Raw genomic sequence first — 23,063 nt, 5'->3', positions numbered from 1 at the left:
GCCGGTGATCGCCTCGGCCGAGATGTACGCCGACCCGGCCGATCTGGTGCCGTTGCCCGAGGAGGAGCCGCTGATCGCGCGCTCGGTGGCCAAGCGGCGCAACGAGTTCGTCACGGTGCGGCACTGCGCTCGCCAAGCGCTCGGCGACCTCGGGTTGCCGCCGGTGCCAATCCTCAAGGGAGACAAGGGCGAGCCGTGCTGGCCCGACGGGGTCGTCGGCAGCCTCACGCACTGTGAGGGATTCCGCGGTGCGGTGGTGGGGCGGGCCAGCGAGGTCCGCTCCGTCGGCATCGACGCCGAGCCGCACGCGGTGCTGCCCAAGGGCGTGCTCGACGCCATCAGCCTGCCCGCCGAGCGAGCCGAACTCGGCACGCTGCCCGGCGGTGCGCACTGGGATCGAATCCTGTTCTGCGCCAAGGAGGCCACCTACAAGGCGTGGTTTCCGCTGACACACCGGTGGCTCGGGTTCGAGGACGCCCGGATCACCTTCACCGTCGACGGGTCCGGCGGCACGGGCACCTTCACCTCGGAAATCCTCGTCGATCCCCGGGCCGAGTCGGGACCGCCGCTGACGTCGCTGTCGGGACGCTGGTCGGTCGACGGCGGGCTGGTGCTGACGGCGATTGTGCTGTGAGTGCCGCGGCACCCCCCGGCTTGGTGATCGTCGACAAGCCCGCCGGCATGACCAGCCACGACGTCGTCGCCCGCTGCCGGCGGGTGTTCGGTACCCGCAAGGTCGGGCACGCCGGCACGCTGGATCCGATGGCCACCGGCGTGTTGGTGGTGGGCGTCGAGCGAGCCACCAAGATCCTCGGGTTGCTGACCGCGACGGACAAGTCCTACGCCGCCACGATCAGGCTGGGTCTGACCACCTCCACCGAGGACGCCGAAGGCGAGGTGCTGCAGACGGTCTCGGCCACACACGTCACCGACGACGAGATCGAGGCAGCGGTGGCCACCCAGCGAGGCGAGGTCGACCAGATCCCGTCGGCGGTCAGCGCCATCAAGGTCGACGGTCAGCGGGCGTACAAGCTCGCACGGGAGGGCAAGACGGTCGAGCTGGCCGCTCGACGGGTCCGGATCTCGCGCTTCGACGTGGTCGCCGTGCGCCGGGTGGGGGACGTCGTCGACGTGGACGTCGAGGTCGACTGTTCGTCGGGCACGTACGTGCGGGCGTTGGCGCGCGACGTCGGCGAGCGGCTGGGCGTCGGCGGTCACCTCACCGCACTGCGCCGCACCCGGGTGGGCCGTTACGGGCTGCAGGAGGCGCGCACGCTGGACCAGCTGGCCGAGGCGCCGCAGCTGAGTTACTCGCTGGACGAGGCGTGTCTGTTGGGGTTCGCGCGTCGGGATCTCTCCGACGACGAGGTGGACGCCGCGTCGAACGGCCGCGCGTTGACGCCTGCGGGCGTCGACGGGGTGTACGCCGCGACGGCCGCCGACGGGCGGGTGATCGCGCTGCTGTCCGACGACGGAGCCCGGACCAAGTCCGTGGTGGTCATCCGGCCGTCGACCCTGTAGTCGTCAGACCACCCAGATCGCTTCTGCCGCAGGGTTTCCCAGGTCCACGGTGGTGGTGGCCGAAGCCGGGCTGCCTGGCTGTTCCACACCGACGGAGATCATGCCGGCGAAGTCCCGTCGTGCCAGGACCGTCAGGCGCGAATCCAAGGTGATGCCCACGTCGGTGAAGTAGCGCAGCATCTCCGGGTCGGCGTCGGAGATGCGGGCCACGGTGGCGGTGTCGCCGTCGTGGCACATCGACAGCTGTCGCGCATCGGGGGCGGGCACCTGCCCGTCGCGGGCCGGGATCGGGTCGCCGTGCGGGTCGCGGGTGGGGAAGCCCAGCTTGGCGTCGATGCGGTCGAGCATCCGGTCGGACACGGCGTGCTCGAGCACCTCGGCCTCGTCGTGCACCTCGTCCCAGCCGTAGCCAAGCTCGCGCACCAGGAACGTCTCCATCAACCGGTGGCGGCGCACCATGGCGAGTGCGGCGAGGCGGCCCGCGTCGGTAAGCGTCACGGCGCCGTACTTCTCGTGGTCGACCAGACCCTGGTCGGCGAGCTTGCGAATGGACTCCGAGGCCGTGCTGGCCGACACTCCGATGCGTTCGGCCAGCATCTTGGTGCTGACCTTGTCCGGCGACCACTCCTGGGCCGTCCAGATCACCTTCAGGTAGTCCTCGGCCACCGCTGACAAGTCGCGCGCGGTGTCGTCGGTGCTCATGGTCGAGCAGTTTAGGCACCTCGATGTCCGTCCGGGGAGCTGACGGTGCCAGCCGGATGGCGGCGTCGTAGGCTTGCCTTCGTGCAGCGCTGGCGGGGCCAAGACGAGATCCCCACGGACTGGGGCAGGTGCGTCCTCACGATCGGTGTGTTCGACGGTGTCCACCGCGGCCACGCCGAACTGATCAACCACGCGGTCAAGGCGGGCCGGTCGCGCGACGTGCCGACGGTGCTGATGACCTTCGACCCGCACCCCATGGAAGTCGTGTTCCCCGGCAACCATCCCGCTCAGCTCACCACGCTGACGCGGCGGGCCGAACTCGTCGAGGAGATGGGCGTCGACGTCTTCCTCGTCATGCCGTTCACCTCGGACTTCATGAAGCTCACCCCGGAGCGCTACATCCACGAACTGCTCGTCGAGCGGCTGCACGTGGTCGAAGTGGTCGTGGGGGAGAACTTCACCTTCGGCAAGAAGGCCGGTGGCAACGTGACCATGCTGCGCAAGGCCGGCGAGCGGGCCGGGTTCGCGGTGGAGGCCATGTCCCTGGTCGCGGAAGCCTCGGGTACCGCCCGCGACGAGACCGTCACCTTCTCCTCGACCTACATCCGGTCCTGTGTGGACGCCGGCGACGTGGTCGCCGCGGCGGAGGCCCTGGGCCGGCCGCACCGCGTGGAGGGAGTCGTGGTGCGCGGTGACGGTCGCGGCCGTGGCCTGGGGTACCCGACCGCCAACGTCGCGCCGCCGATGTATTCGGCGATCCCGGCCGACGGCGTCTACGCGGCGTGGTTCACCGTGCTGGGGCACGGCCCGGTGATGGGCACCGTCACCCCGGGTGAGCGATACGAGGCGGCGGTGTCGGTCGGCACCAATCCGACGTTCTCCGGCCGGACCCGAACGGTCGAGGCCTTCGTGTTGGACACCGAGGCCGACCTGTACGGCCAGCACGTCGCAGTCGACTTCGTCTCGCGGATCCGCGGCCAGGAGAAGTTCGACTCGGTCGACGACCTCGTCGTGGCAATGGACCGCGACACGCAGCGCGCCAGGGCGGTCCTCGCGCAGTCCTGAGGATTCGGTGTCCGTGCCGGTGCGCTGTTAGACTCCCGGGCGTCCTGGCGTGCGCTGCAGTTCGCGGCGGCCGTGCCTCAATTAGTTCCCACGCGAACCCATGGATGGAGTTCATCTGATGTCGCTCACCACTGAGCAAAAGAAGGAAATTCTCGGCCAGTACGGCCTGCACGAGACGGACACCGGTTCGCCGGAGGCCCAGATCGCGATGCTGACCAAGCGCATCTCCGATCTCACAGAGCACCTCAAGAAGCACAAGCACGACCACCACTCGCGCCGCGGACTGCTGCTGCTCGTCGGCCGTCGTCGCCGTCTGCTCAAGTACATCGCGCAGGTCGACGTCGCGCGCTACCGCTCGTTGATCGAGCGCTTGGGCCTGCGTCGCTAGTCCCACACGCGAACCTCGGGCCAGCCCCGTCGCCCCGGCGACGGGGCTGGCTGCGTTCGTGTCGCGGTGAGCGCCGGCGCGGCTTCCCGGCTGGAAGCCGCTCGTGGGTCGAGAGATTGCTCCGGTGTAACATGAACGTGTTTTGAGCCATGTTCTGGCTCTGACATCGGTGCGGTTCGCGCATATCCGCGGGCACCGTTCCAGTGCGTCACCTGCAGGACCCGTCATCGAATGGGCGGTCTTCGGTAGTGGCTGCCGGAGCCCCGACATTGGGGAGGCTCCGACCGCTTCGATCGACGGCCGTCTGCATTTCCCGGGTTCTCCCGCGTGACGCGCGAAAAAGGGGTGCCATTGCGCACCACACGAGAACCAAAGAGGCCTGACACACGTATGTCTGCAACTGAAATCGAAGACGGCGTCTTCGAATCGACCGCCGTGATCGACAACGGGAGCTTCGGCACCCGCACCATCCGCTTCGAGACCGGCCGGCTGGCCAAGCAGGCCGCCGGCTCCGTCGTCGCCTACCTCGACGACGAGACCATGCTGCTGAGCGCCACCACGGCCAGCAAGCAGCCCAAGGACCACTTCGACTTCTTCCCGCTCACGATCGACGTCGAAGAGCGCATGTACGCCGCGGGTCGCATCCCCGGCTCGTTCTTCCGCCGCGAGGGCCGCCCGTCCACCGACGCGATCCTGACCTGCCGTCTGATCGACCGGCCGCTGCGGCCAACCTTCATCTCCGGGCTGCGCAACGAGATCCAGGTCGTCGTCACCGTCTTGAGCCTGGATCCCAAGGATCTGTACGACGTGCTGGCGATCAACGCCGCGTCCGCGTCCACCCAGATTTCGGGCATCCCGTTCTCCGGCCCGGTCGGCGGCGTCCGCGTCGCCCTGATCGACGGCCAGTGGGTGGCGTTCCCCACCGTCGAGCAGCTCGAGGGTGCCGTGTTCGACATGGTGGTCGCGGGCCGCAAGGCCGGGGACGACGTAGCGATCATGATGGTCGAGGCCGAGGCCACCGACAAGGTGATCGAGCTGATCGCCGGCGGCGCGGGTGCGCCGACCGAAGCCGTCGTGGCCGAGGGCCTCGAAGCCGCCAAGCCGTTCATCGCCGCCCTGTGCGACGCGCAGAAGGCACTGGCCGACGCGGCCGCGAAGCCCGTCGCCGACTACCCGGTGTTCCCGGATTACCAGGACGACGTGTTCTACGCGGTGTCCTCGGTGGCCACCGACGAACTGTCGAAGGCGCTCACCATCGCGGGCAAGGAAGAGCGCGACGACCGCACCAACGAAATCAAGGCCGAGGTGCTGGATCGTCTTGGCGAGACCTATGCGGGTCGCGAGAAGGAGATCGGCGCGGCGTTCCGCTCGCTGACCAAGAAGCTGGTGCGCCAGCGCATCCTCACCGACCACTTCCGCATCGACGGCCGCGGCATCACCGACATCCGTGCGCTGTCCGCCGAGGTGGCCGTCATCCCGCGGGCGCACGGTAGCGCCCTGTTCGAGCGCGGCGAGACTCAGATCATGGGCGTCACCACCCTCGACATGGTGAAGATGGCGCAGCAGATCGACTCGCTGGGGCCGGAGACGTCCAAGCGCTACATGCACCACTACAACTTCCCGCCGTTCTCCACCGGTGAGACTGGTCGCGTGGGCTCGCCCAAGCGTCGCGAGATCGGCCACGGTGCGCTCGCCGAGCGTGCGCTGATGCCCGTGCTGCCGAGCGTCGAGGAGTTCCCCTACGCCATTCGTCAGGTCTCGGAGGCGTTGGGCTCCAACGGTTCCACCTCGATGGGCTCGGTGTGTGCGTCGACGCTGTCGCTGCTGAACGCCGGTGTGCCGCTCAAGGCGCCGGTGGCCGGCATCGCGATGGGCCTGGTGTCCGACGACGTCGAGGTTGACGGGAAGACCGAGCGTCGCTTCGTCACCCTGACCGACATCCTCGGCGCCGAGGATGCGTTCGGCGACATGGACTTCAAGTGCGCAGGCACGAAGGACTTCGTCACCGCCCTGCAGCTCGACACCAAGCTCGACGGCATCCCGTCCAAGGTGCTGGCCGGTGCGCTGGCCCAGGCCAAGGACGCGCGTATCACCATCCTCGAGGTCATGGCCGAGGCCATCGACGAGCCCGACGAGATGAGCCTGTACGCGCCGCGGATCACCACGATCAAGGTGCCGGTCGACAAGATCGGCGAGGTCATCGGGCCCAAGGGCAAGATGATCAACTCGATCACCGAGCAGACGGGTGCGTCGGTCTCGATCGAGGACGACGGCACCGTGTTCGTGGGCGCGTCCAACGGCGAGGCGGCCCAGGCGGCGATCGACCTGATCAACGCCATCGCCAACCCGCAGCTGCCCAAGATCGGTGAGCGGTTCCTCGGCACGGTGGTGAAGACCACCGACTTCGGCGCCTTCGTGTCGCTGCTGCCCGGTCGTGACGGCCTGGTGCACATCTCGAAGTTGGGTCGCGGCAAGCGGATCAACAAGGTCGAGGACGTCGTCAAGGTCGGCGACAAGCTGCGCGTCGAGATCGCCGACATCGACAACCGCGGGAAGATCTCGCTGGTCTTGGTCGCCGACGATGGGGAAGCGGGAGCGTCGCCCGAGAGCGCTCCGGCGGCCGCAACGGACACGGGTGCCGAACCCGCCGATGCCGCGACAGTCTGATTCTTCGCGCCTCGCGTCATCGGGATCAGCTGACCACGTCCGCCGCAGCACACTGCCGGGCGGGCTCCGGGTAGTCACGGAGTTCGTCCCGTCGGTGCGCTCGGCGTCCGTGGGAGTGTGGGTGGGCGTCGGCTCACGTGACGAAGGTCAGAGCGTGGCCGGTGCCGCCCACTTCCTCGAGCACCTGCTGTTCAAGTCGACCCCGACGCGATCGGCGGTGCAAATCGCCCAGGCCGTGGACGCCGTCGGCGGTGAGCTCAACGCGTTCACCTCGCGTGAGCACACGTGTTACTACGCCCACGTGCTGGACAGCGACCTCGCGTTGGCGGTCGACCTGGTCGCCGACGTCGTGTTGCGGGGACGGTGTGCCGCCGAGGACGTCGAGGTGGAGCGCGACGTCGTGCTCGAGGAGATCGCCATGCGCGACGACGATCCCGAGGACACCCTCGGCGACGTCTTCCTGTCGGCGATGTTTGGTCAGCACCCGGTCGGCCGCCCCGTGATCGGCAGCGTCGAGTCGATCTCGACGATGACTCGCACGCAACTGCATTCGTTTCACTTGAGGCGGTACACGCCGGAGCGCATGGTCGTCGCCGTCGCCGGAAACGTCGACCACGACGAGGTCGTCGCGCTGGTGCGGGAGCACTTCGGTCCGCGACTGAGCAAGGGTCGTGAACCCGTCGCGCCCCGCAAGGGCACCGGTCGGGTGCCGGGACGGCCGGGCGTGGAACTCGTCGACCGCGACGGGGAGCAGACACACGTGTTCCTCGGCGTGCGGACTCCCGGCCGGCACTGGAACCACCGCTGGGCGCTCTCGGTGCTCAACAGTGCTCTGGGTGGCGGCCTGAGTTCGCGCTTGTTCCAACAGATTCGGGAGAGCCGCGGCCTGGCCTACTCGGTCTACTCCAGCGTCGACACGTTCTCCGATTCGGGGGCGCTGTCGGTGTACGCCGCGTGCCTGCCGGAGCGGTTCGGCGAGGTCACCCAGGTGGCCTCCGACGTGTTGGCCGAGGTGGCCCGCGACGGAATCACCGAAGCGGAGTGCCGGATCGCCAAGGGTTCGTTGCGTGGCGGCCTGGTGCTGGGGCTCGAGGACTCTGGATCTCGCATGCACCGAATTGGCCGCAGCGAGTTGAACTTTGGCACCCACCGCAGTATCGACGACACGCTCGAACTCATCGACGCGGTCAGCCTGGAGGAGGTCAACGCCGTGGCCAAGCAGTTGTTGAATCGTCCCTACGGTGCCGCGGTACTCGGACCGCATCGGTCCAAGAGGTCCCTGCCGCGGGCGCTGCGCTCGATCGCCGGCTGATGGCGGCGCTCTCCCGGCGCGGCTTGCTCATCGGCGCAGGAGCGTTGGCGGGTCTCGCCGCGGCGTCGACGACGCTCGCGCGCGCCGAACCGGACCTCTCGGGCGTCGACTTCGGCGCCTTCGAGGATCGCTACGACGCGCTGGTCGGCATCTGGGCGGTCGACCTGGACACGGGTCGGCAGATGGTCAACCGTGCCGATGACTCGTTCGCCATGTGCTCGACGTTCAAGGTCTACGCCGCGGGCCGGGTGTTGCAGCGCGAACGAGCCGGAGCGCTGCACCTGTCGGATGCGGTGACCATCGAACCGGCTGACCTGGTGTCGAATTCGCCGATCACCGAGCAGCACGTCGGGGCGACGATGACGATCGGCGAGCTGTGCGAGGCGGCGCTGCAGCGCAGTGACAACACCGCAGGCAACTGGCTGTTGCGCATCATCGGCGGCCCGCCGGCGGTCACCGACTTCGCGCGCAGCATCGGCGACGACCGGACCCGGCTCGACCGGTGGGAGACCGCACTGAACTCCGCCATCGATGGCGACCCTCGCGACACCAGCAGCCCGCGCGCCCTCGGCGCTGGTTTTCAGCGGCTGCTGACCGGCGACGTCCTCGCCCGCGAGCAGCGCGACCGGCTCGAGGGCTGGATGCGCGGCAATCAGACGTCGAGTCTTCGCGCGGGGTTGCCTGAGGGATGGACCAGTGCCGACAAGACCGGCGCCGGCGACTTCGCCAGCACCAACGACGTCGGGGTGGTCTACGGTCCGAACGGCCGCCGTGCCGTGCTGTCGATGATGACGCGGTCGCGGTCCGACGATCCCGACGCTCCAAGCCTGCGGCCGTTGATCGGCGAGCTGACTGCCGCGGTGCTGCCGTACCTGACGACGGGTTAGCGCACCTGCAGCGAATCGTCGCGCCGGAGTACGAAGAAGTACGGACGCGACGAGCCGCGAAGATCCATGGCGCCGAGCACGGTTTCGGATCCCGCCGTGTCGTCGAGCACCCGGAACACGTCGTTGATCGGCAGTTGGTCGTAGACCATGGTGGCCGAGTCGACGCCGCGGTAACGAGTCGTGCGGAGCCGCGCCTTGGGGGCGGTGGTGCCCAGGACCGGTTTGAGCGCGGTGATCGGACGCGAGAAGTTCAGCCCCTTGAGCCCGGGGACCCGGGTGGCCAGGCCCATGCCGCCGAAGGCCAGTGCCGGGTTGAGCGCCCACAGCGCCGAACCGTCGGCGGTCGGGAACAGCAGGGGATGGACGGTCTCGGCGTCCACGAACTGTTTGCCCCACCACCCGCTGGCCGCCAGCAGACCGTCGAGGGGATGGTGGGTCGGCAGTTCGGCACCGCGCCAGGTTCCGATCATGAACTCCGCATCGGCGGCGGGCGCGGCGTCGAACAGCGCAAGGGCCCCGGCGGCGGTCGTGGGTGCGTCGGGCAGAACGTCGGTCGACAACATGCGCGGGAGCTTACTTGACAGGTGTCAAGTTCACGACCGTACGGTGGGTGTTGGGAATGACGAAGACAACCCGCGGTCAAGGAGGAAACTTAATCGTTGACTTTTACGGCAACGCGGATCAGCATTATTGACAATTGTGTCGATTCGGCTTTGGGGGTTGTGATGGCGGATGATGGTTCGATTCGCTTGACCGGTCGCGTCACCGTCGAGGACGTCATGGTGGCGTTAGCGAAGCAGAGCATCTTCGACTTGCCAGCCCTTGCGGAAGCGGTTGCCAAGAAATCGCAAGAACGTGCCGAGGCCGAGAACGAGCCTGATTCACTCGACATCCTGGCCTACCCGACGTTTGCCTTAATTCATATGGCCGAGGCCGAATAGCGCAGAAGGCAGGCCTTGGATCGCGAGAGTGTCCAACCCGCCGGATGTGGGGGATCAAGCCAATCTTGCGCGTTACCGCAAGGGTGCGCTGAATTGGCTTGCGGCCAATTTGGAGTCGTTCGACGTGCGCGATGGTCTCGGCAACGAGTCGCAGATCAAGCCTCTTACCGAGCTTACAATTCTGATGGCGTGCCTGCTGCGAACGGGTCTCGAGTCACTGGGAGGGCCGGCGCGGACGATCTTGGCATGGCTCGTCGATGTGGCCAACTCTGCACCGGTTCGTGACCAGCCAGTTCGAACGAACAACCAGTTGGTGCTTCGGGCGGGCATGTGTGCTGTCGTTGCGGTGGCGACGGGTAATCGCGATATCGGACACGAATGCGCCGTGCAGCGCGCCTTGGACGCCGGGCTTCTCGACCAGTCGGAACGTCACCCACATCACGTCATGATCGAGCGAATGATGCTCGATCTTGGGGGTTTTCGTCACGGCCTTCCTTCTTACGCCGAGCTCGTCGGTAACTCCATGGCAGGTCGTCGTCCGGACGCGCTCTATCAACACACGAGATCGGCGTACGAACTCACCCACGACGTGATGTTTGGGACCGCCCTCGGGAATGCAGGCCTCGAGGGTATGTCTGCAATCGACCGTAACGAATTAGGCTGTGTCATAGGCGATCTGGTTGTCAGGTATGGTCGCAGCGGCCATTGGGACCTCGTCGGCGAGTTCGTGATGTGCTGGGATTTCCTCGAGCTCGTGCCCGACGACGTCTACGCACGTGCTTGGCGTCTCCTGGGACTTGCCCAGGACTCCGACGGGTCGGTTCCGGGCGTACGCGTCGATCGTGACGACGGCTCGGAGGCCGAAGCCCCGGACAAGCGATTCGGTTCGAGGTACCACACGACACTGGTGGTCGCATTGGCTGCCACGGCCTCTCTTCGCCGCGTCGAACCCGTCTCGGAATCGTGTCCGATTCTAGCCCCCGGGCCTGTCAAGGCCCCGGACGGCGCGGACCTCGACACCCAGTGGCTGATCGGCTTGGTCGATCGCGTCCATGAGAGCAGAAAGGTCACCGTCGGCATCGAGGTGCTTGTGGGACTCACGCTCGTCGAAGCGCGCCATCCTGGAAAGACGAACGTAGACACCGTCATCTCGGGGCTCCGCGATTGCATCGTTGATGTGTCGCAACTAAGAGCAGTCCCAGCGGCCCTGACACTCCTCGCGCATTCCATTTGCCTTCGTCAGGGCAGCGAGATTCCGGCATTGTCAGTCTTCGTTGGTCTCATCACATCGATCGTCACGCAGCCCGCGCCAGACGAAGAGACCGAACTTCTATGGTTCGACAAGCGTTTGTTGACTGCCGCTCTCGGCCTGTCGGCAATGCCGGCTCAACCCTCGGTTCACGCATTGTGGGCGGTGCTCCACGACACCGCTCCTGAAGCGATGGGGTCGCTGGTGCCGCTAGCACTCGCATGCGGTGGCTACGGAACACGGCGTCCTGCGCTGCTTTCGTCGGCGGACCAAATGGGGGTTCGCACGTTGGAGGCGATTGCGGTCGAAGCCCTTTGGCGATCGGATTTGATTAACGGCTGCGGACTGATCCGTGCCGCACACGCGCTTTCACCGCTACGTCACTCCCGTAGGAAGGCCATATCCGACTTCCTGGATGCGCAAAGGCTCCCCGACGGTGGCTTCGGGTTCGTCGACTACCGCGCCGTCACCCGTTCGATGGGAACGGACTTGGACGTCGAGCTCGATCTGCGGTTGCCTACCTCGCTTGCCGTGTGGTGGACGCTGGCAGAGATCAACGGTGATTTTCGGCTGATGGGGTCTCCATCGAACTCCGGCGTCGGCGGCATTCGTCGATGACCGCGTTCGGTGCGGACGACCGCGTGTCGATTGCCGGCAACGTAATCGACCCGTTGGTCGAGCAAGGCCGGCAGCGCGAGGGCAACCGCACTGTGCCCGCCACCAACGTGGCGGCATGGCTGGTCCAATTCGTGAATTCGCTGACTGCGCTGGACATTGCGGATTGCCGATCTCGCTTTGGGCTGCGGTTGACGGACTACGTGCCGCCGAGGGGGTATGTGGAGGCCCTGCAGCCGGGCGTCGCGGAGCGCCTGCAGGCCGACCCACGCATACGGGCTGTGATGCGTCTGGGCAGTGATCAGAAACTGCCTGCCGCCGTGCGGGCGGAACTCGAGGACAATGAGCCGGCCGATCCCGCTCCATTCGATATCGTGGTCTTCGACTCAGCAGTCGACACAGTTCTGGCTCAGGTGAATGAAATGGTCGCCGCGGCCGATCTGATTGCCGTACTGGACGACCGGTCTCGCGGCGGAGCCTTCGTGCTGCGAGTGCGCGGTGGGTCCCGACTGGCGGCGACGGCGGCAAGCCTGGATGGTGTGCGATGGGTACAACCCGTGCCTGAGATGGTCGACGACGAGGCCGACGGCTGCCGAGTGGTCGGATCGAGTCAGGCGGCGGCGAGGAGAAGGGCGGACATCGACGCGGCACTGGGTTTGAGCGGAACAGGTCAGATCGTCGGCATCATCGACAATGGTCCATTGGATCTAGGCCACAGCTTCTTCCGTGATCCGGCGAATCCGACACCGGGTGATGTGCACCGAAAGGTGGTCGCGATCCGCAACGTCACTCAGACGAGCCCCGGCAAGCATGCGACCTTTACCAGCTGCATAGCGGTTGGCGACGACTTGGCGCAGCCTGGGACCAATCCGGACCGTGGCGTCGCCTGGGGTGCGCGTGTCGTCAGCGGCAATCGCGGAGATCTCAAACAGTCTTCGATGCTCAGCGAATTCGCCGCTGCGGCCGAGTCAGGCGCATTTGTGCACAGCAACAGCTGGCATTCAGCACCACAGGGGTTTTGCAAGCCAGCTACCTACGGGCAGGGATCAGCGGACGTCGATGCATTCTGCTGGCTCAACGAAGACCATGTGATCGTCGGCTCCAGCGGTAACACCGGCGAGGAGCAAGGTGAGCCTGGTACTGCGAAGAACGCACTCTGTGTCAGTGCGGCTGCCGTCGGCTCAGGTGACGAGGTGGGAGACGGTTGCAACGGTCCTACGGCAGATGGACGCCGAAAGCCTGATCTCATGGGCGTGGGTTGCGGCGTCGTGTCGGCTCTCATCGGCACGGGCAACGGAATTGGTCCGTCTGCGAAGTGTGCGAGCAGCTATGCGGCACCCTGGGTTGCGGGCATTCTCGTCCTAGTACGCCAGCAGTTGATGGAAGGCCGCTACCGCGACGGCAAGACGAATACGGCGGATGGATTCGTGCCAACCGGCGCCCTCTTGCGCGCCGTCGCCATCAGTGCCGCGGTTGCCAGCGGTCAGGACGTCCAGGCGCCCAGTGTCGCTCGAGGCTGGGGATTGATGGATGCCGCGGCAGCCGTCGGCCAGAAGACGCCACGCCTTCTGGTTCAGGCTCGCAACTCAGAGGGCTTGGCAGCCGGAGGTTCCGCCGTCGTCGACTTCGATACTGAACGCGAAGGCTGGCTCACCGTGACACTGGTCTGGACTGAGCCGCCCGGCGCGGTGGGTTCGGACCGCTGCGCCGTCAACCATCTCGATCTGGCGGTTGCGACTCCGACAGGAGACGTGTACTCGGGCAACAGGTTCGTCGACGGTGTCTCGGTAGTAGGCCAGGCCGTTGACACGGAGAACAACGTGCAAGTGGTGCTGCTTCAGGCGAAGGCTGGCCGTTGGAAGGCGCGGATAACTGCGGTCGATGTCAACGTTGGCCCCACGCAGGGCTTCGCGTTGGTCGTGTGCGGAGCAATCTCGGACGCCGCCGTGGCGACGATGACGCCGCCCCTCATCGTCAGGAAGACCATTCCGGTCTTAAGGAAGGCTTGACGCAGTCGGAGACGCACGTCGCCCGACCGACGCCAAGCCGGTCGGGCCACGGAGGGTGCCAGCGCCCTAGACCAGCAGCAGCCCGGCCGGATCGGTGAACGGCAGGCCCAGATCGGCCGCGACCTGCTCGGAGACCAGCGCGCCCTCGTGAGTCGACAGCCCCTTGGCCAGGGCCGAGTCGGCGGCACAGGCGGCCCTCCAGCCCTTGTCGGCCAGCTTGACCACGTACGGCATCGTCGCGTTGGTCAGGGCGAAGGTCGACGTGCGCGGAACGGCGCCTGGCATGTTGGCCACGCAGTAGAACACCGTGTCGTGCACGGCGAAGGTGGGGTCGTCGTGGGTGGTGGGCTTGGAGTCCTCGAAGCAGCCACCCTGGTCGATTGCGATGTCGACCAGTACGGCACCGGACTTCATGCCCGCGACGGTCGAGTTGGTGACCAGCTTGGGCGCCTTGGCGCCCGGGATCAGCACTGCGCCGATGACCAGGTCGGCCTGCTTGACGGCCTCCTCCAGTTCCAGTGACGACGAGTAGCGCGTCTCGATGCCACCGCCGTTCTCGTTGTCGATCTTGCGCAGCGTGTTGACGTTGAGGTCGAACACGGTGACGTGCGCGCCCATGCCCTTGGCGACGCGGGCCGCGTTGTACCCGGCGACGCCGCCGCCGACGACGACGACCTCGGCCGGCGCGACACCGGGCACGCCGCCCATCAGGACGCCGCGGCCGCCCTGGGTGCGCATCAGGTGGTACGCGCCAACCTGAGCCGACAGCCGGCCCGCGACCTCGCTCATGGGGGCCAGCAGCGGCAGCGCTCCGTCGGCGGTCTGCACCGTCTCGTAGGCGATCGACGTGGTGCCCGACGCCATCAGCGCGTCGGTGCACGGCCGCGACGCGGCGAGGTGCAGGTAGGTGAACAGCGTCTGGCCCTTGCGCATGCGGCCGTACTCGGCCTCGATGGGCTCCTTGACCTTGAGCAGCAGGTCGGCCTCGGCCCAGACCTGGTCGGCTCCGTCGACGATCTGCGCGCCGGCGGCCTTGAAGTCGGTGTCCGAGATCGCCGAGCCCTCGCCGGCACCGGCCTGGACGAGTACGTCGTGACCGCGACGGCTCAGTTCGGCCACCCCGGCCGGGGTGATCGCCACCCGGTACTCGTTGTTCTTGATCTCAGTCGGGACTCCGACGCGCATGACAGCTCCTTGGGTCGACACCTGTTGGTTGAATTGTGAAGAACGTGCGAATACATGGCAACGCATTCGCGGGAGATTCGATAAAGTCGGCTCATGGCAGAACGATCTTCGAAGATGGTCCCTTCGGCCCCGGAGCCGTCGAAGAATGTTCGCCCCGTCGAGCTCGATGCCACCGACCGGCGTCTGTTGACCGCGCTGCACCGTGACGCGAGGATGTCGAACACCGCGCTGGCCGACCTCGTCGGCATCGCCCCGTCGACCTGTCACGGACGGGTGCGGCGCCTGCAGGAGATCGGCGTCATCCGCGGTTTCCACGCCGACATCGACCCGGGCTCGATCGGGCTGCCCCTGCAGGCGATGGTCTCGGTCAGCCTGCAAGCCAACGCCCGCGGCAAGATCGGCGCATTCATCCAGAACATCCGTACCCGACCGCAGGTGATGGACGTCTACTTCCTGGCCGGGGCCGACGACTTCCTGCTGCACGTGGCCGCGCGCGACACCGACGACCTGCGGTCCTTCGTCGTGGAGAATTTGAACTCCGACGCCGACGTGGCGGGCACTCAGACGTCGCTGATCTTCGAGCACTTGCGGGGGGCGTCGCCGCTGTGACCGGCGGGCAGGCAGAAGACCTCGACCGGCTCTACGGCGTCGACCCGGCCGAGTTCACCGAATTGCGCACGCAGCTGGTGGCCGCAGCCAAGAAGCGCGGAGACACCAAGGGTGCCAAGGTGATCGGCGCCGCTCGGCGCCCGACGGCCGCCGCCTGGGTGGTCAACGCGTTGGTCCGGGCCGACCCCACCGCCAGGGACAGACTCGGCGAACTGTCCAGCCGGCTGCGCGCCGCCCACGCGGCCATGGACGGCAACGGGATTCGCGAGGCGTCGGCGGCACAACGTCGGCTGCTCGAGGAGCTGGTGCGCACGGGCTTCGCCGCGGCCGGCGTCGCGCACCCGACGGCTGCGCTGCGTGACGACGTCGTGGGCACGCTGCAGGCCGCCGTCGCCGACGCGGATGTCGCGGCGCGGCTGGGTCGCCTCGAGAAGGCCGAGAGGTGGTCGGGCTTCGGGGAATTCGGCACGGTCACCGCCGTGGGGCCGACACCCGCACGCACGCAGAAGGCTCCGAAGAACCCCGACCGGGGCGCCGAGGTCGCCGAGGCCAAGGAGCGTCGGTCCAGGGCGGCCGCGGAGCTCGAGGCCGCCGAGTCGGCACGCGACGCGGCGGTCGAGGAAGTGTCGCAGCGAACCGCGACGCTCGCCACGGCCCGCCGTCGTTACGAGAAGCTCCTGGAATCGCTGGATGCCGCCGAACAGGCGCTCGAGGCCGCCGACGAGGCGCTTGAGTCGGCCACGCGGACCGCCGCCGACGTGGCCGAGCGGGTCACCGCCGCGGCCACTGCACTCGACGGCGCCGAGGCCGACTGTCAGCGGTTGGCGGCCAGCACCGACAACAGCTCGTAACCGACGTGCGCGGCGGCGATGCCCGTGATCTCGGCGTGGTCGTAGGCCGGGGCCACTTCCACGATGTCCGCGCCGACCACGTTCAGCCCGACGAGCCCACGCAGCGTGTTCAACAGCTCGCGCGAGGTCATGCCGCCGGCCTCCGGTGTCCCGGTTCCCGGCGCGTGGGCGGGGTCGAGGACGTCGATGTCGACCGAGACGTACACCGGGCCACCGTCGAGGCGGGCCCGCATGCGGTCGACGATGCTCTTCACCCCGTCGAATTGGAAGTCGTCGGAACGGATCACCTGAAATCCCAGCACGGCGTCGTCCTCGAGGTCCTGCTTGCCGTACAGCGGTCCGCGGATGCCGATGTGCTGGGAGCGCTCCATGTCGATCAGGCCCTCCTCGCTGGCCCGCCGAAACGGTGTGCCGTGCGTGTAGGGCGCGCCGAAGTAGGTGTCCCAGGTGTCGAGGTGGGCGTCGAAGTGCAGCACGGCGATCGGCCCATGGTCGCGGGCGAGCGAGCGCAGGATGGGCAGCGCGATGGTGTGATCACCGCCGATGGTGAGCACCGTCGACCCGTGCTTGCGCAGGTCGGTCATCGACGAGTCGATCGTGGCGACCGCATCCTCGATGTCGAAGGGGTTGACGGCGATGTCACCGCAGTCGGCGACCTGTTGGTTGGCGAACGGCGAGACGTCCAGGGCGGGATTGTAGGGCCGCAACAACTTCGAGGCCGCCCGCACATGGCCGGGGCCGAAGCGAGCGCCGGGCCGGTAGGACACGCCACTGTCGAACGGGATCCCGACGATGCACACGTCGGCATCGGTCACCTGGTCGAGGCGGGGCAGTCGAGCGAAGGTCGCCGGCTCGGTGTAGCGGGGGACGCGGCTGGCGTCGGGGGGCCCGATGACGGTGCGGTCGGTCACGAGATCTCCTTGGAGTCGACGGATGCGAGTTCGCCGGAGACGTCCAGCGATCGGGTGACGGCGATGTAGACCACGCCGGACACCAGCAGGCCGACGATGAACGCGACGTCGACCTCGCCGAGTGCGGTGGCGGCGGGTCCCACGAAGAACGGCAGGTCGACGAAGGGGATCTCGGCCAGGACGCCTGCGGTGAAGGCCACCAGCCCGCGCCACGACCAGGCTCCATAGATTCCGTTGGGCGTGAACAGGTCTGCGATCGCGTAGTGGCCGCGGCGAACGAAGAAGTAGTCGGTCAGGTTCACCGCGGTCCAGGGGGCGAGCAGGTACAGCATGATCAGCAGCGTGGTGTTGAGCGCGGTGGTCGCGTCGGACAGCAGCAAGCTCATCACCAGCCAGGCGACCGCGAGCACCAGGATGGTGACCACCCGCAGGTTGCGCGTCGGGGTGACCGACTTCAGTGAGTCCAGACCCGTGACGACCGTGAGCATTCCGCTGTAGGCGTTCAGTCCCATCGTGGCCACCAGCACCAAGGTGGAGACGACGGCCAGCACGCTGCCCAGGTAGGGGAAGACGTCGTTGCCGGTCTGGTTGATGCCCGCCAGCGCGTCGCTGGCGCCGAGGTAGGTGGCCATCCACGCGCCAAGGGGGATCAGCCAGGCCGGTGACGCGGCGGCGCCGACGAAGACCGAACCGATGATCGCGGACGGCTTGGTGTCGCGCGGCAGGTAACGGCTGTAGTCGGACACGTACGGGGCGTAGGTGATGTTGTAGGAGGCCGCCACGCTGAACTGGACCAGGAACGCGACGAACGTGAAACCGCCCGTGGTGGTGGCGGTTCCGGTCACGCCGCCGAACAGCACGCCGCACGTCAGCACGATCCACAGCGGGAGTGAGATCCAGAAGAGTACGCGAAAGCTCTTGTGCAGCAGGTCGTGTCCGAAGATGGCGACCAGCGCGGCGATGACGGTGATGACCACTGCCACCACGACGGGATTCCAGCCGAAGATGGATTCCAGACCCGACTTGATGATCACGACGTCGACGACGTTGAAGCCGACGAACGTGAACAGGGTGCCGATCAGGGGGAGCAGCACGCCGCGGTACCCGAACTGGGCGCGGGACTGGATCATCTGGGGCAGCCCCAGCACCGGCCCCTGGGTGGCGTGGAATGCCATGAACAGCGTGCCGAAGGCGATGCCGGCGAGCCCGGCGACGATCGTCCACATCAGGGACAGGCCGAGGCTGGGACCGACGAATCCAAGTGCGAGGGTGAAGGGCTGAAAGTTGCCGACGAACCAGAACGGGCCTTGGTGGGACACCTTGCCGTGGCGTTCGTCGTCGGGCACGTAGTCGATGGACCTGGTCTCGATCATCGATCCCGTGCGGCTCTCGGTGGCCCCGGGGGAGGTGAACGACATGGGTGGCTCCCGCAGCGTTGGTGGAGTGGACGGTGTTGCACGTCACCCTGCGCCCCCGGACGGACGTTCGCCATGGCCGATTTGGCCAATGTGTCCATTACCATTGGGCGAATTGCACAACGGGGAGGTGGGACGTGATCACCGTCGCCGACGTCGTCGCCGATCCCACCCTGAACCTCCACGTCGTGGCCGGATCGACCGGGCTGGGCCGTCGCGTCACCTCCGCCCACGTGTCGGAGCTGGTGGCCCCGCGCGACTGGTTGCGCGGCGGCGAACTGCTCATGACGGTCGGCCTCCTGTTGCCGATGACCGTGCCGCGCTGCCAGGACTACCTCTCGGAGTGCGACGCAGCCGGCGTCGCGGGTGTGGCCCTGGGAGTGGGGCACGGCCTGCCCTATGTGGACTGCCCCGACGAGCTGCGGCAGGCGGCCGAGGAGGTCGGCGTGCCGCTGCTCGTGGTGCCCGACGAGACGCCGTTCATCGCCGTCACCAAGTGGGTCTTCGAGACGATCGCCGCCCAGGAGCGTCACGATCTGCAGACGGCGATGGAGATCAATCGCACGCTGACCGCGGTCGCCACCAACGCCGCACCCTTGGCCGCGCTGGTGTCGGCGTGGTCGGCGGCCAGCGACACGCCCTGCGTCGTCTGCGACGGCCGCGGGCGTCTGCTGGCGGCGACGTCGACCGCGGACCCCGCCTTCGTCGACCGCGCCTGCCGAGCCCCGTTCGATCCACGCGCGGGCCGCGGTAGCTGGGCGATGGTCGGCGAGGTCGAAGTGCACGCCGTTGGTGCCGACGTCCCCTTGGCGTACGTGGTGCTCCGTGCCGACATGGATGCGACGTCGCGCAACTCCTCGACGGTCCTGGTCTCCCTGATCGCGCTGGACGTCGAGCGGCGCAACCTGTCCGACCAGACCGAGTGGCGCAGACGCGGCCAGGTGCTGACCCAGCTGCTGCGGCCAGGAATCAAACGTGAACGAGCCCAACATCTCTCGGCGAGTATCGGGCTGACCGGCGAGTTCCTCCAGGTCGCGGTGATCTCGGCCGACGACCCGGATGCGCTGGCGTTTCGCGTGCACCTGGGCCTGGACGGTGCGCTGGTCCGGGTGCATGGGGCCACGGTGGAGGTGGCGTACTGCGATCCGGCGGCGCTGGCCAAGGCGGTGGCGGCGCACGCCGACGGGCGGCCCGCGGGCATCGGCGCGGTGACCGCACCGGAGACGCTGGCGGTCTCGGCGATGCAGGCGCGTTCGCTGCTGCCGATCAGCGAGCAACTCGGTCGCGTGGTCAGCGCCAGCGAAGGCGAGACGGTGTCGCTGCTGCTGTCGTTGGGTCCGCCGGAGGTCGTGCGCGGGTTCGCCGACGCCGTGCTGGCTCCGCTCGATCACCTCGACCCCCGCGACCGGCTGGAGTCGTTGCGCACCCTGGACCAGTGGCTGCGGGTCAACGGCGCGTGGGATCCGGCTGCGCAGCGATTGTCGTTGCACCGCAACACCGTTCGCAATCGAATTGACCGAATAGCGGCGTTGACCGGCCGCCGCCTCGACGACGGCGAGGACCGGATGGAGCTGTGGTTGGCCCTCAAGGCCAGGGCCGCCCTGCCCCGCTGAGGGCACTGCCGCAAAGTAGGCTGCCCCCATGCGTGTGGGAGTGCTGGGTGCCAAGGGCAAGGTCGGGGCGACGATCGTGGATGCGGTCGACGCAGCCGACGACCTGACGTTCACCGTCGGCGTCGACGCCGGTGAACCCCTGACGCTGTTCACCGACGACCAAACCGAGGTCGTCGTCGACTTCACCCACCCCGACGTCGTGATGGGCAATCTCGAGTTCCTCATTGGCGCGGGCATCCACGCCGTCGTCGGCACCACCGGGTTCACCGACGACCGGCTTGCGCAGGTGCGATCGTGGCTCGAGGCCGCGCCGGGCGTCTCGGTGCTCATTGCACCCAACTTTGCGATCGGTGCGGTCCTGTCGATGGAATTCGCGCGGCAGGCCGCCCGCTTCTTCGAGTCCGCGGAGGTCGTCGAGCTGCACCACCCGCACAAGGCCGACGCGCCCTCGGGCACCGCGACCCGGACCGCGCAGATGATCGCCGAGGCGCGAAAGGGCTTGCCGCCCAGCCCCGATGCCACCAGCACCGGCATCGACGGTGCCCGCGGCGCCGACGTCGACGGGGTGCGGGTGCACTCGGTTCGGCTCGCCGGGCTCGTCGCCCATCAAGAGGTGCTGTTCGGCACCATGGGGGAGACGCTGACCATTCGCCACGACAGCCTGGACCGCACGTCGTTCGTGCCGGGGGTGCTGCTCGGTGTGCGCAACGTCGCCGACCATCCGGGGTTGACGGTGGGGATCGAACCCCTCATGGGATTGTGACGAAGAACGAGGGCTCACGGGCGCTGCGCATCCAGCTGCTCATCGGCTTCATGTGCCTGGCGATGCTGGTGTACTTCGTGCTGTTGGGCCGCGCCGGAGTGCTGCTGGTCGCGTCGGGTCGTCCCGCGGCGATCGGTCTCGGCGTCGCGATCTTCCTGCTGCCGGTGGTGGGTCTGTGGGCCATGGTCGCGACCCTGCGCGCCGGGTTCGCGCACCAGCGGCTCGCGCGCCTCGCCAAGGAGCGGGGCATGGAACTCGACGTCGACGCGCTGCCGCGGCGGCCGTCGGGCCGCATCGACCGCGCCGCCGCCGACCGGCTGTTCGACAGCGTGCGCACCGAGATCGAGGACCACCCCGAGGACTGGGTGCGGTGGTACCGCCTGGCCCGCGCCTACGACTACGCCGGTGACCGCACCCGCGCCAGGGAGACGATGCGCAAGGCCGTCGCCATGCAGGAGCAGCAGCGTTGAGCGCGACGCTGCTGATCCTGCACCACACGCCGTCGCCTCATTGCCAGGAGATGCTGGAAGCCGTGCTGGCCGGAGCCACCACACCCGAGATCGAGGGCGTGGAGGTGGTGCGACGGCCGGCGCTGACGGTGTCGCCAGCCGACGTGCTCGCCGCGGACGGGTACGTGTTGGGCACCCCCGCCAACCTGGGCTACATGAGCGGTGCGCTCAAGCACGCGTTCGACGTCTGCTACTACCCATGCCTGGACACCACGCGCGGCCGCCCGTTCGGCCTCTACGTGCACGGCAACGAGGGCACCGAGGGCGCCGAACGAGGTGTCACGGCCATCACCACCGGCCTGGGCTGGGTCAAAGCCACTGACTACGTGGTGGTTTCGGGCCGACCGACGAAGGCTGACCTCGAGGCGTGCTGGAATTTGGGCGCGACGGTGGCCGCCCAGTTGACGCCCTGATCCGACCCGACCGGGCCGCGCCGGCCGTTACGCTCATGGCCTGACGGAGGAGAGGACCCATGGGGATCGCCGATTTCGCCCTCGCCGGAGCGCCGATCGCCGGTGGCGCACTCCTCGGCATCGTGGCGGGCAACCTGCGTGCGCCCGACGTCCGCGGAATGATCAAGCAGGACATGGATCTGCTGGAACGGCTGCCGCCCGATCAAGTCGAGCGGCGCGCCGAACTGCAACGCGTCATCGACCTCCGGGTCGACGACCTGATCGCCGCGGTCGACAAGAACCGGTCGCTGTTGGAGGTCGCCCAGTCCTACCGGGGAAACTGGCGCGACATCGTGGTGTTCGTCTGCGCGGTGCTGTTCACCGTCGTCTGGTGGAACGTGAGCCACAGCCGCGCCAACTGGCTGCTCATGTTCGTCGTGATGATCGTGGTGTCGATCATCGCCGCGCTGTACGCCGGACGTGGAGTCGTCCGCGCCCTGCTGGCGCTGGTGCGACACCGCGACCGGACCGACTAGAAGTGGTAGGTGTCCGACGGCGCCGGGGCATGGTCGGGTTCGTCGCCGTACTCGGAGGTGTGGATGCCGTAGGCCTTGGCCAGGTCGAGGATCTTGGTGGCCCGCGCGATCCTGGGTAGGTCCGAGCCGTTGCGGATCTCGCCGCCGTCACGCTGGAATTCGGCGAAGAATTCCGTCGCCCAACTGATTTCGTCCTGTGACGGCGACAGTCCCTCGTTCACGGCGGGGCACTGATCCGGAGTCAGGCAAATCTTGCCGGTCATGCCGAACTCGACCGACACGGCGCTGGCCTCGATGAGCTTGAGCGCGCTCGATCCGATGGTCGGACCGTCGATTGCGCTGGGCAGGTGAGCTGCCTTGGCCGCGATGGTGAAACGCGACCGGGCGTAGGCCAGCGTGGCGGGATTGTCGCCGAAGCCGGTGTCGCGGCGGAAGTCGCCGATGCCGAACGCGAGCCGGAACGTGCCCTTGGTCGCGGCGATCTCGGTGATGCGCTCCAACCCCCTCGCGGTTTCGACGAGCGCGACGATCGGGACGTTCGGGAGGCGCTTGGCGGTCTCGATGACATGGTCGACGCTCTCGACCATCGCCAGCATGACCCCACCGACGGACGTGCCGGCCAGCATCTCCAGGTCGTCGGCCCACCACCGGGTCCCGAACCCGTTGACGCGCACCCAGTCGTCATTCCCCGAGGTCAGCCAGGTGTGCACGTTGTCGCGGGCGACGTCCTTGTCCTTCGGCGCGACGGCGTCTTCGATGTCGAGGACCACGATGTCGGCGCGCGAGTGGGCGGCCGGGGCGAACCGGTCGGGCTGTGCACCGTTGACCAGCAGCCAACTCCTCGCGAGAACGGGGTCGATGCGGAACCCCGGGTCGGAGGGATCGGTGTCGGCGGGGGCTTGGTCGTACACGCGTCAATGGTG

Annotated in this window: 23 protein-coding genes; 17 read left to right on the top strand and 6 right to left on the bottom strand. The window is 67.7% G+C overall.

From position 1 onward, the window contains the following. Positions 1–22 precede the first annotated feature (22 nt). The gene (pptT, locus tag H7K45_RS22730) at positions 23–634 is read left to right on the top strand and encodes a 4'-phosphopantetheinyl transferase PptT (RefSeq protein ID WP_263998413.1); all 612 of its coding nucleotides are present in this window, start codon (positions 23–25) and stop codon (positions 632–634) included. Then, on the top strand, positions 631–1,521 hold the full coding sequence (gene truB / locus H7K45_RS22725) for a tRNA pseudouridine(55) synthase TruB (RefSeq protein ID WP_263998231.1): 891 nt from the start codon (positions 631–633) through the stop codon (positions 1,519–1,521). Before pptT ends, truB begins: the two co-directional genes overlap by 4 nt. 3 nt (positions 1,522–1,524) lie before the next feature. Here truB and mntR read toward each other — a convergent pair whose 3' ends face one another. Then, positions 1,525–2,223 carry a manganese-binding transcriptional regulator MntR gene (gene mntR / locus H7K45_RS22720; RefSeq protein WP_263998230.1) on the bottom strand — a complete coding sequence of 233 codons (699 nt, stop codon included), beginning with the start codon at positions 2,221–2,223 and terminating at the stop codon, positions 1,525–1,527. A gap of 81 nt (positions 2,224–2,304) precedes the next feature. Here mntR and H7K45_RS22715 point away from each other — a divergent pair, with 81 nt between their 5' ends. The 5 genes from H7K45_RS22715 to bla all read left to right on the top strand — a co-directional run bounded on the left by H7K45_RS22715 (position 2,305) and on the right by bla (position 8,542). Continuing rightward, positions 2,305–3,288 carry a bifunctional riboflavin kinase/FAD synthetase gene (locus tag H7K45_RS22715; protein ID WP_263998228.1) on the top strand — a complete coding sequence of 328 codons (984 nt, stop codon included), beginning with the start codon at positions 2,305–2,307 and terminating at the stop codon, positions 3,286–3,288. Positions 3,289–3,406: 118 nt separating this feature from the next. Further along, positions 3,407–3,676, top strand: a complete 270-nt coding sequence (gene rpsO, locus H7K45_RS22710; RefSeq protein WP_263998227.1) for a 30S ribosomal protein S15 — start codon at positions 3,407–3,409, stop codon at positions 3,674–3,676. 390 nt (positions 3,677–4,066) lie between these two features. Next, a complete protein-coding gene (locus H7K45_RS22705) occupies positions 4,067–6,343 on the top strand; it encodes a polyribonucleotide nucleotidyltransferase (protein ID WP_263998226.1) in 2,277 nt (758 codons plus the stop codon). Beyond that, entirely contained in the window at positions 6,327–7,655 is a 1,329-nt protein-coding gene (locus H7K45_RS22700) for a M16 family metallopeptidase (protein ID WP_263998225.1), read from the top strand. The genes H7K45_RS22705 and H7K45_RS22700 overlap by 17 nt, the downstream gene beginning before the upstream one ends. Beyond that, entirely contained in the window at positions 7,655–8,542 is an 888-nt protein-coding gene (gene bla / locus H7K45_RS22695; RefSeq protein ID WP_263998224.1) for a class A beta-lactamase, read from the top strand. The genes H7K45_RS22700 and bla overlap by 1 nt, the downstream gene beginning before the upstream one ends. Here the strand turns inward: bla and H7K45_RS22690 are convergent. Beyond that, complete coding sequence (locus H7K45_RS22690) at positions 8,539–9,105, bottom strand: DUF4334 domain-containing protein (protein WP_263998223.1); 567 nt, start codon at positions 9,103–9,105, stop codon at positions 8,539–8,541. The two genes, bla and H7K45_RS22690, sit on opposite strands and share 4 nt — an antisense overlap. A 96-nt stretch (positions 9,106–9,201) precedes the next feature. Here H7K45_RS22690 and H7K45_RS22685 point away from each other — a divergent pair, with 96 nt between their 5' ends. The 3 genes from H7K45_RS22685 to H7K45_RS22675 are packed head-to-tail and all read left to right on the top strand — an operon-like array spanning position 9,202 to position 13,356. Beyond that, positions 9,202–9,483: a hypothetical protein gene (locus tag H7K45_RS22685; RefSeq protein WP_263998222.1), complete on the top strand. Its 282-nt coding sequence runs from the start codon at positions 9,202–9,204 to the stop codon at positions 9,481–9,483. Between the two features lie 28 nt (positions 9,484–9,511). Then, positions 9,512–11,350 (top strand): DUF6895 family protein, encoded by a 1,839-nt coding sequence (locus H7K45_RS22680; RefSeq protein ID WP_263998221.1) that lies wholly within the window; start codon positions 9,512–9,514, stop codon positions 11,348–11,350. Further along, a complete protein-coding gene (locus H7K45_RS22675) occupies positions 11,347–13,356 on the top strand; it encodes a S8 family serine peptidase (protein WP_263998220.1) in 2,010 nt (669 codons plus the stop codon). The genes H7K45_RS22680 and H7K45_RS22675 overlap by 4 nt, the downstream gene beginning before the upstream one ends. Positions 13,357–13,422: 66 nt before the next feature. On the opposite strand, the gene ald is transcribed toward H7K45_RS22675, so the two are convergent. Then, on the bottom strand, positions 13,423–14,541 hold the full coding sequence (gene ald / locus H7K45_RS22670) for an alanine dehydrogenase (protein ID WP_263998219.1): 1,119 nt from the start codon (positions 14,539–14,541) through the stop codon (positions 13,423–13,425). 93 nt (positions 14,542–14,634) lie between these two features. On the opposite strand from ald, the gene aldR reads away from it, so the two are divergent. Together aldR and H7K45_RS22660 are read left to right on the top strand one after the other, a co-directional pair. Next, positions 14,635–15,150, top strand: coding sequence for an HTH-type transcriptional regulator AldR (gene aldR / locus H7K45_RS22665; protein WP_263998217.1), 516 nt, complete (start codon positions 14,635–14,637; stop codon positions 15,148–15,150). Further along, the gene (locus tag H7K45_RS22660) at positions 15,147–16,001 is read left to right on the top strand and encodes a hypothetical protein (RefSeq protein WP_263998216.1); all 855 of its coding nucleotides are present in this window, start codon (positions 15,147–15,149) and stop codon (positions 15,999–16,001) included. Before aldR ends, H7K45_RS22660 begins: the two co-directional genes overlap by 4 nt. On the opposite strand, the gene speB is transcribed toward H7K45_RS22660, so the two are convergent. Together speB and H7K45_RS22650 are read right to left on the bottom strand one after the other, a co-directional pair. Continuing rightward, positions 15,965–16,912, bottom strand: a complete 948-nt coding sequence (gene speB, locus H7K45_RS22655; RefSeq protein ID WP_263998215.1) for an agmatinase — start codon at positions 16,910–16,912, stop codon at positions 15,965–15,967. The genes H7K45_RS22660 and speB overlap by 37 nt on opposite strands. After that, entirely contained in the window at positions 16,909–18,330 is a 1,422-nt protein-coding gene (locus H7K45_RS22650) for a purine-cytosine permease family protein (protein ID WP_263998214.1), read from the bottom strand. Before H7K45_RS22650 ends, speB begins: the two co-directional genes overlap by 4 nt. A 134-nt stretch (positions 18,331–18,464) precedes the next feature. On the opposite strand from H7K45_RS22650, the gene H7K45_RS22645 reads away from it, so the two are divergent. The 5 genes from H7K45_RS22645 to H7K45_RS22625 are packed head-to-tail and all read left to right on the top strand — an operon-like array spanning position 18,465 to position 22,140. Next, a complete protein-coding gene (locus H7K45_RS22645; RefSeq protein WP_263998213.1) occupies positions 18,465–19,940 on the top strand; it encodes a PucR family transcriptional regulator in 1,476 nt (491 codons plus the stop codon). A 28-nt stretch (positions 19,941–19,968) separates the two neighbouring features. Further along, entirely contained in the window at positions 19,969–20,703 is a 735-nt protein-coding gene (gene dapB, locus H7K45_RS22640) for a 4-hydroxy-tetrahydrodipicolinate reductase (protein ID WP_263998212.1), read from the top strand. 50 nt (positions 20,704–20,753) lie between these two features. After that, entirely contained in the window at positions 20,754–21,173 is a 420-nt protein-coding gene (locus tag H7K45_RS22635; RefSeq protein ID WP_263998412.1) for a hypothetical protein, read from the top strand. A gap of 50 nt (positions 21,174–21,223) precedes the next feature. Further along, positions 21,224–21,625 carry a flavodoxin family protein gene (locus H7K45_RS22630; RefSeq protein WP_263998410.1) on the top strand — a complete coding sequence of 134 codons (402 nt, stop codon included), beginning with the start codon at positions 21,224–21,226 and terminating at the stop codon, positions 21,623–21,625. Positions 21,626–21,684: 59 nt separating this feature from the next. After that, entirely contained in the window at positions 21,685–22,140 is a 456-nt protein-coding gene (locus H7K45_RS22625) for a hypothetical protein (protein ID WP_263998211.1), read from the top strand. Here the strand turns inward: H7K45_RS22625 and H7K45_RS22620 are convergent. Then, positions 22,137–23,051 (bottom strand): HpcH/HpaI aldolase/citrate lyase family protein, encoded by a 915-nt coding sequence (locus H7K45_RS22620; protein ID WP_263998210.1) that lies wholly within the window; start codon positions 23,049–23,051, stop codon positions 22,137–22,139. The two genes, H7K45_RS22625 and H7K45_RS22620, sit on opposite strands and share 4 nt — an antisense overlap. Between the last annotated feature and the right edge of the window lie 12 nt (positions 23,052–23,063).

The organism is Mycobacterium yunnanensis (assembly GCF_025823185.1).
In the GTDB taxonomy this organism is placed as follows: Bacteria; Actinomycetota; Actinomycetes; order Mycobacteriales; family Mycobacteriaceae; genus Mycobacterium; species Mycobacterium yunnanensis.
Note: the sequence above shows the minus strand (reverse complement) of the source record. Positions and strands in the feature narration are given on the sequence as shown.

Excerpts from the sequence above, each read along its gene's own strand:
- pptT (WP_263998413.1), top strand. The coding sequence starts at position 23 with ATGTACGCCGACCCGGCCGATCTGGTGCCGTTGCCCGAGGAGGAGCCG.
- mntR (WP_263998230.1), bottom strand. The coding sequence starts at position 2,223 with ATGAGCACCGACGACACCGCGCGCGACTTGTCAGCGGTGGCCGAGGAC.
- rpsO (WP_263998227.1), top strand. The coding sequence starts at position 3,407 with ATGTCGCTCACCACTGAGCAAAAGAAGGAAATTCTCGGCCAGTACGGC.
- H7K45_RS22705 (WP_263998226.1), top strand. The coding sequence starts at position 4,067 with ATGTCTGCAACTGAAATCGAAGACGGCGTCTTCGAATCGACCGCCGTG.
- H7K45_RS22700 (WP_263998225.1), top strand. The coding sequence starts at position 6,327 with ATGCCGCGACAGTCTGATTCTTCGCGCCTCGCGTCATCGGGATCAGCT.
- bla (WP_263998224.1), top strand. The coding sequence starts at position 7,655 with ATGGCGGCGCTCTCCCGGCGCGGCTTGCTCATCGGCGCAGGAGCGTTG.
- H7K45_RS22690 (WP_263998223.1), bottom strand. The coding sequence starts at position 9,105 with ATGTTGTCGACCGACGTTCTGCCCGACGCACCCACGACCGCCGCCGGG.
- H7K45_RS22675 (WP_263998220.1), top strand. The coding sequence starts at position 11,347 with ATGACCGCGTTCGGTGCGGACGACCGCGTGTCGATTGCCGGCAACGTA.
- ald (WP_263998219.1), bottom strand. The coding sequence starts at position 14,541 with ATGCGCGTCGGAGTCCCGACTGAGATCAAGAACAACGAGTACCGGGTG.
- aldR (WP_263998217.1), top strand. The coding sequence starts at position 14,635 with ATGGCAGAACGATCTTCGAAGATGGTCCCTTCGGCCCCGGAGCCGTCG.
- H7K45_RS22650 (WP_263998214.1), bottom strand. The coding sequence starts at position 18,330 with ATGTCGTTCACCTCCCCCGGGGCCACCGAGAGCCGCACGGGATCGATG.
- dapB (WP_263998212.1), top strand. The coding sequence starts at position 19,969 with ATGCGTGTGGGAGTGCTGGGTGCCAAGGGCAAGGTCGGGGCGACGATC.
- H7K45_RS22635 (WP_263998412.1), top strand. The coding sequence starts at position 20,754 with ATGTGCCTGGCGATGCTGGTGTACTTCGTGCTGTTGGGCCGCGCCGGA.
- H7K45_RS22630 (WP_263998410.1), top strand. The coding sequence starts at position 21,224 with ATGCTGGAAGCCGTGCTGGCCGGAGCCACCACACCCGAGATCGAGGGC.
- H7K45_RS22625 (WP_263998211.1), top strand. The coding sequence starts at position 21,685 with ATGGGGATCGCCGATTTCGCCCTCGCCGGAGCGCCGATCGCCGGTGGC.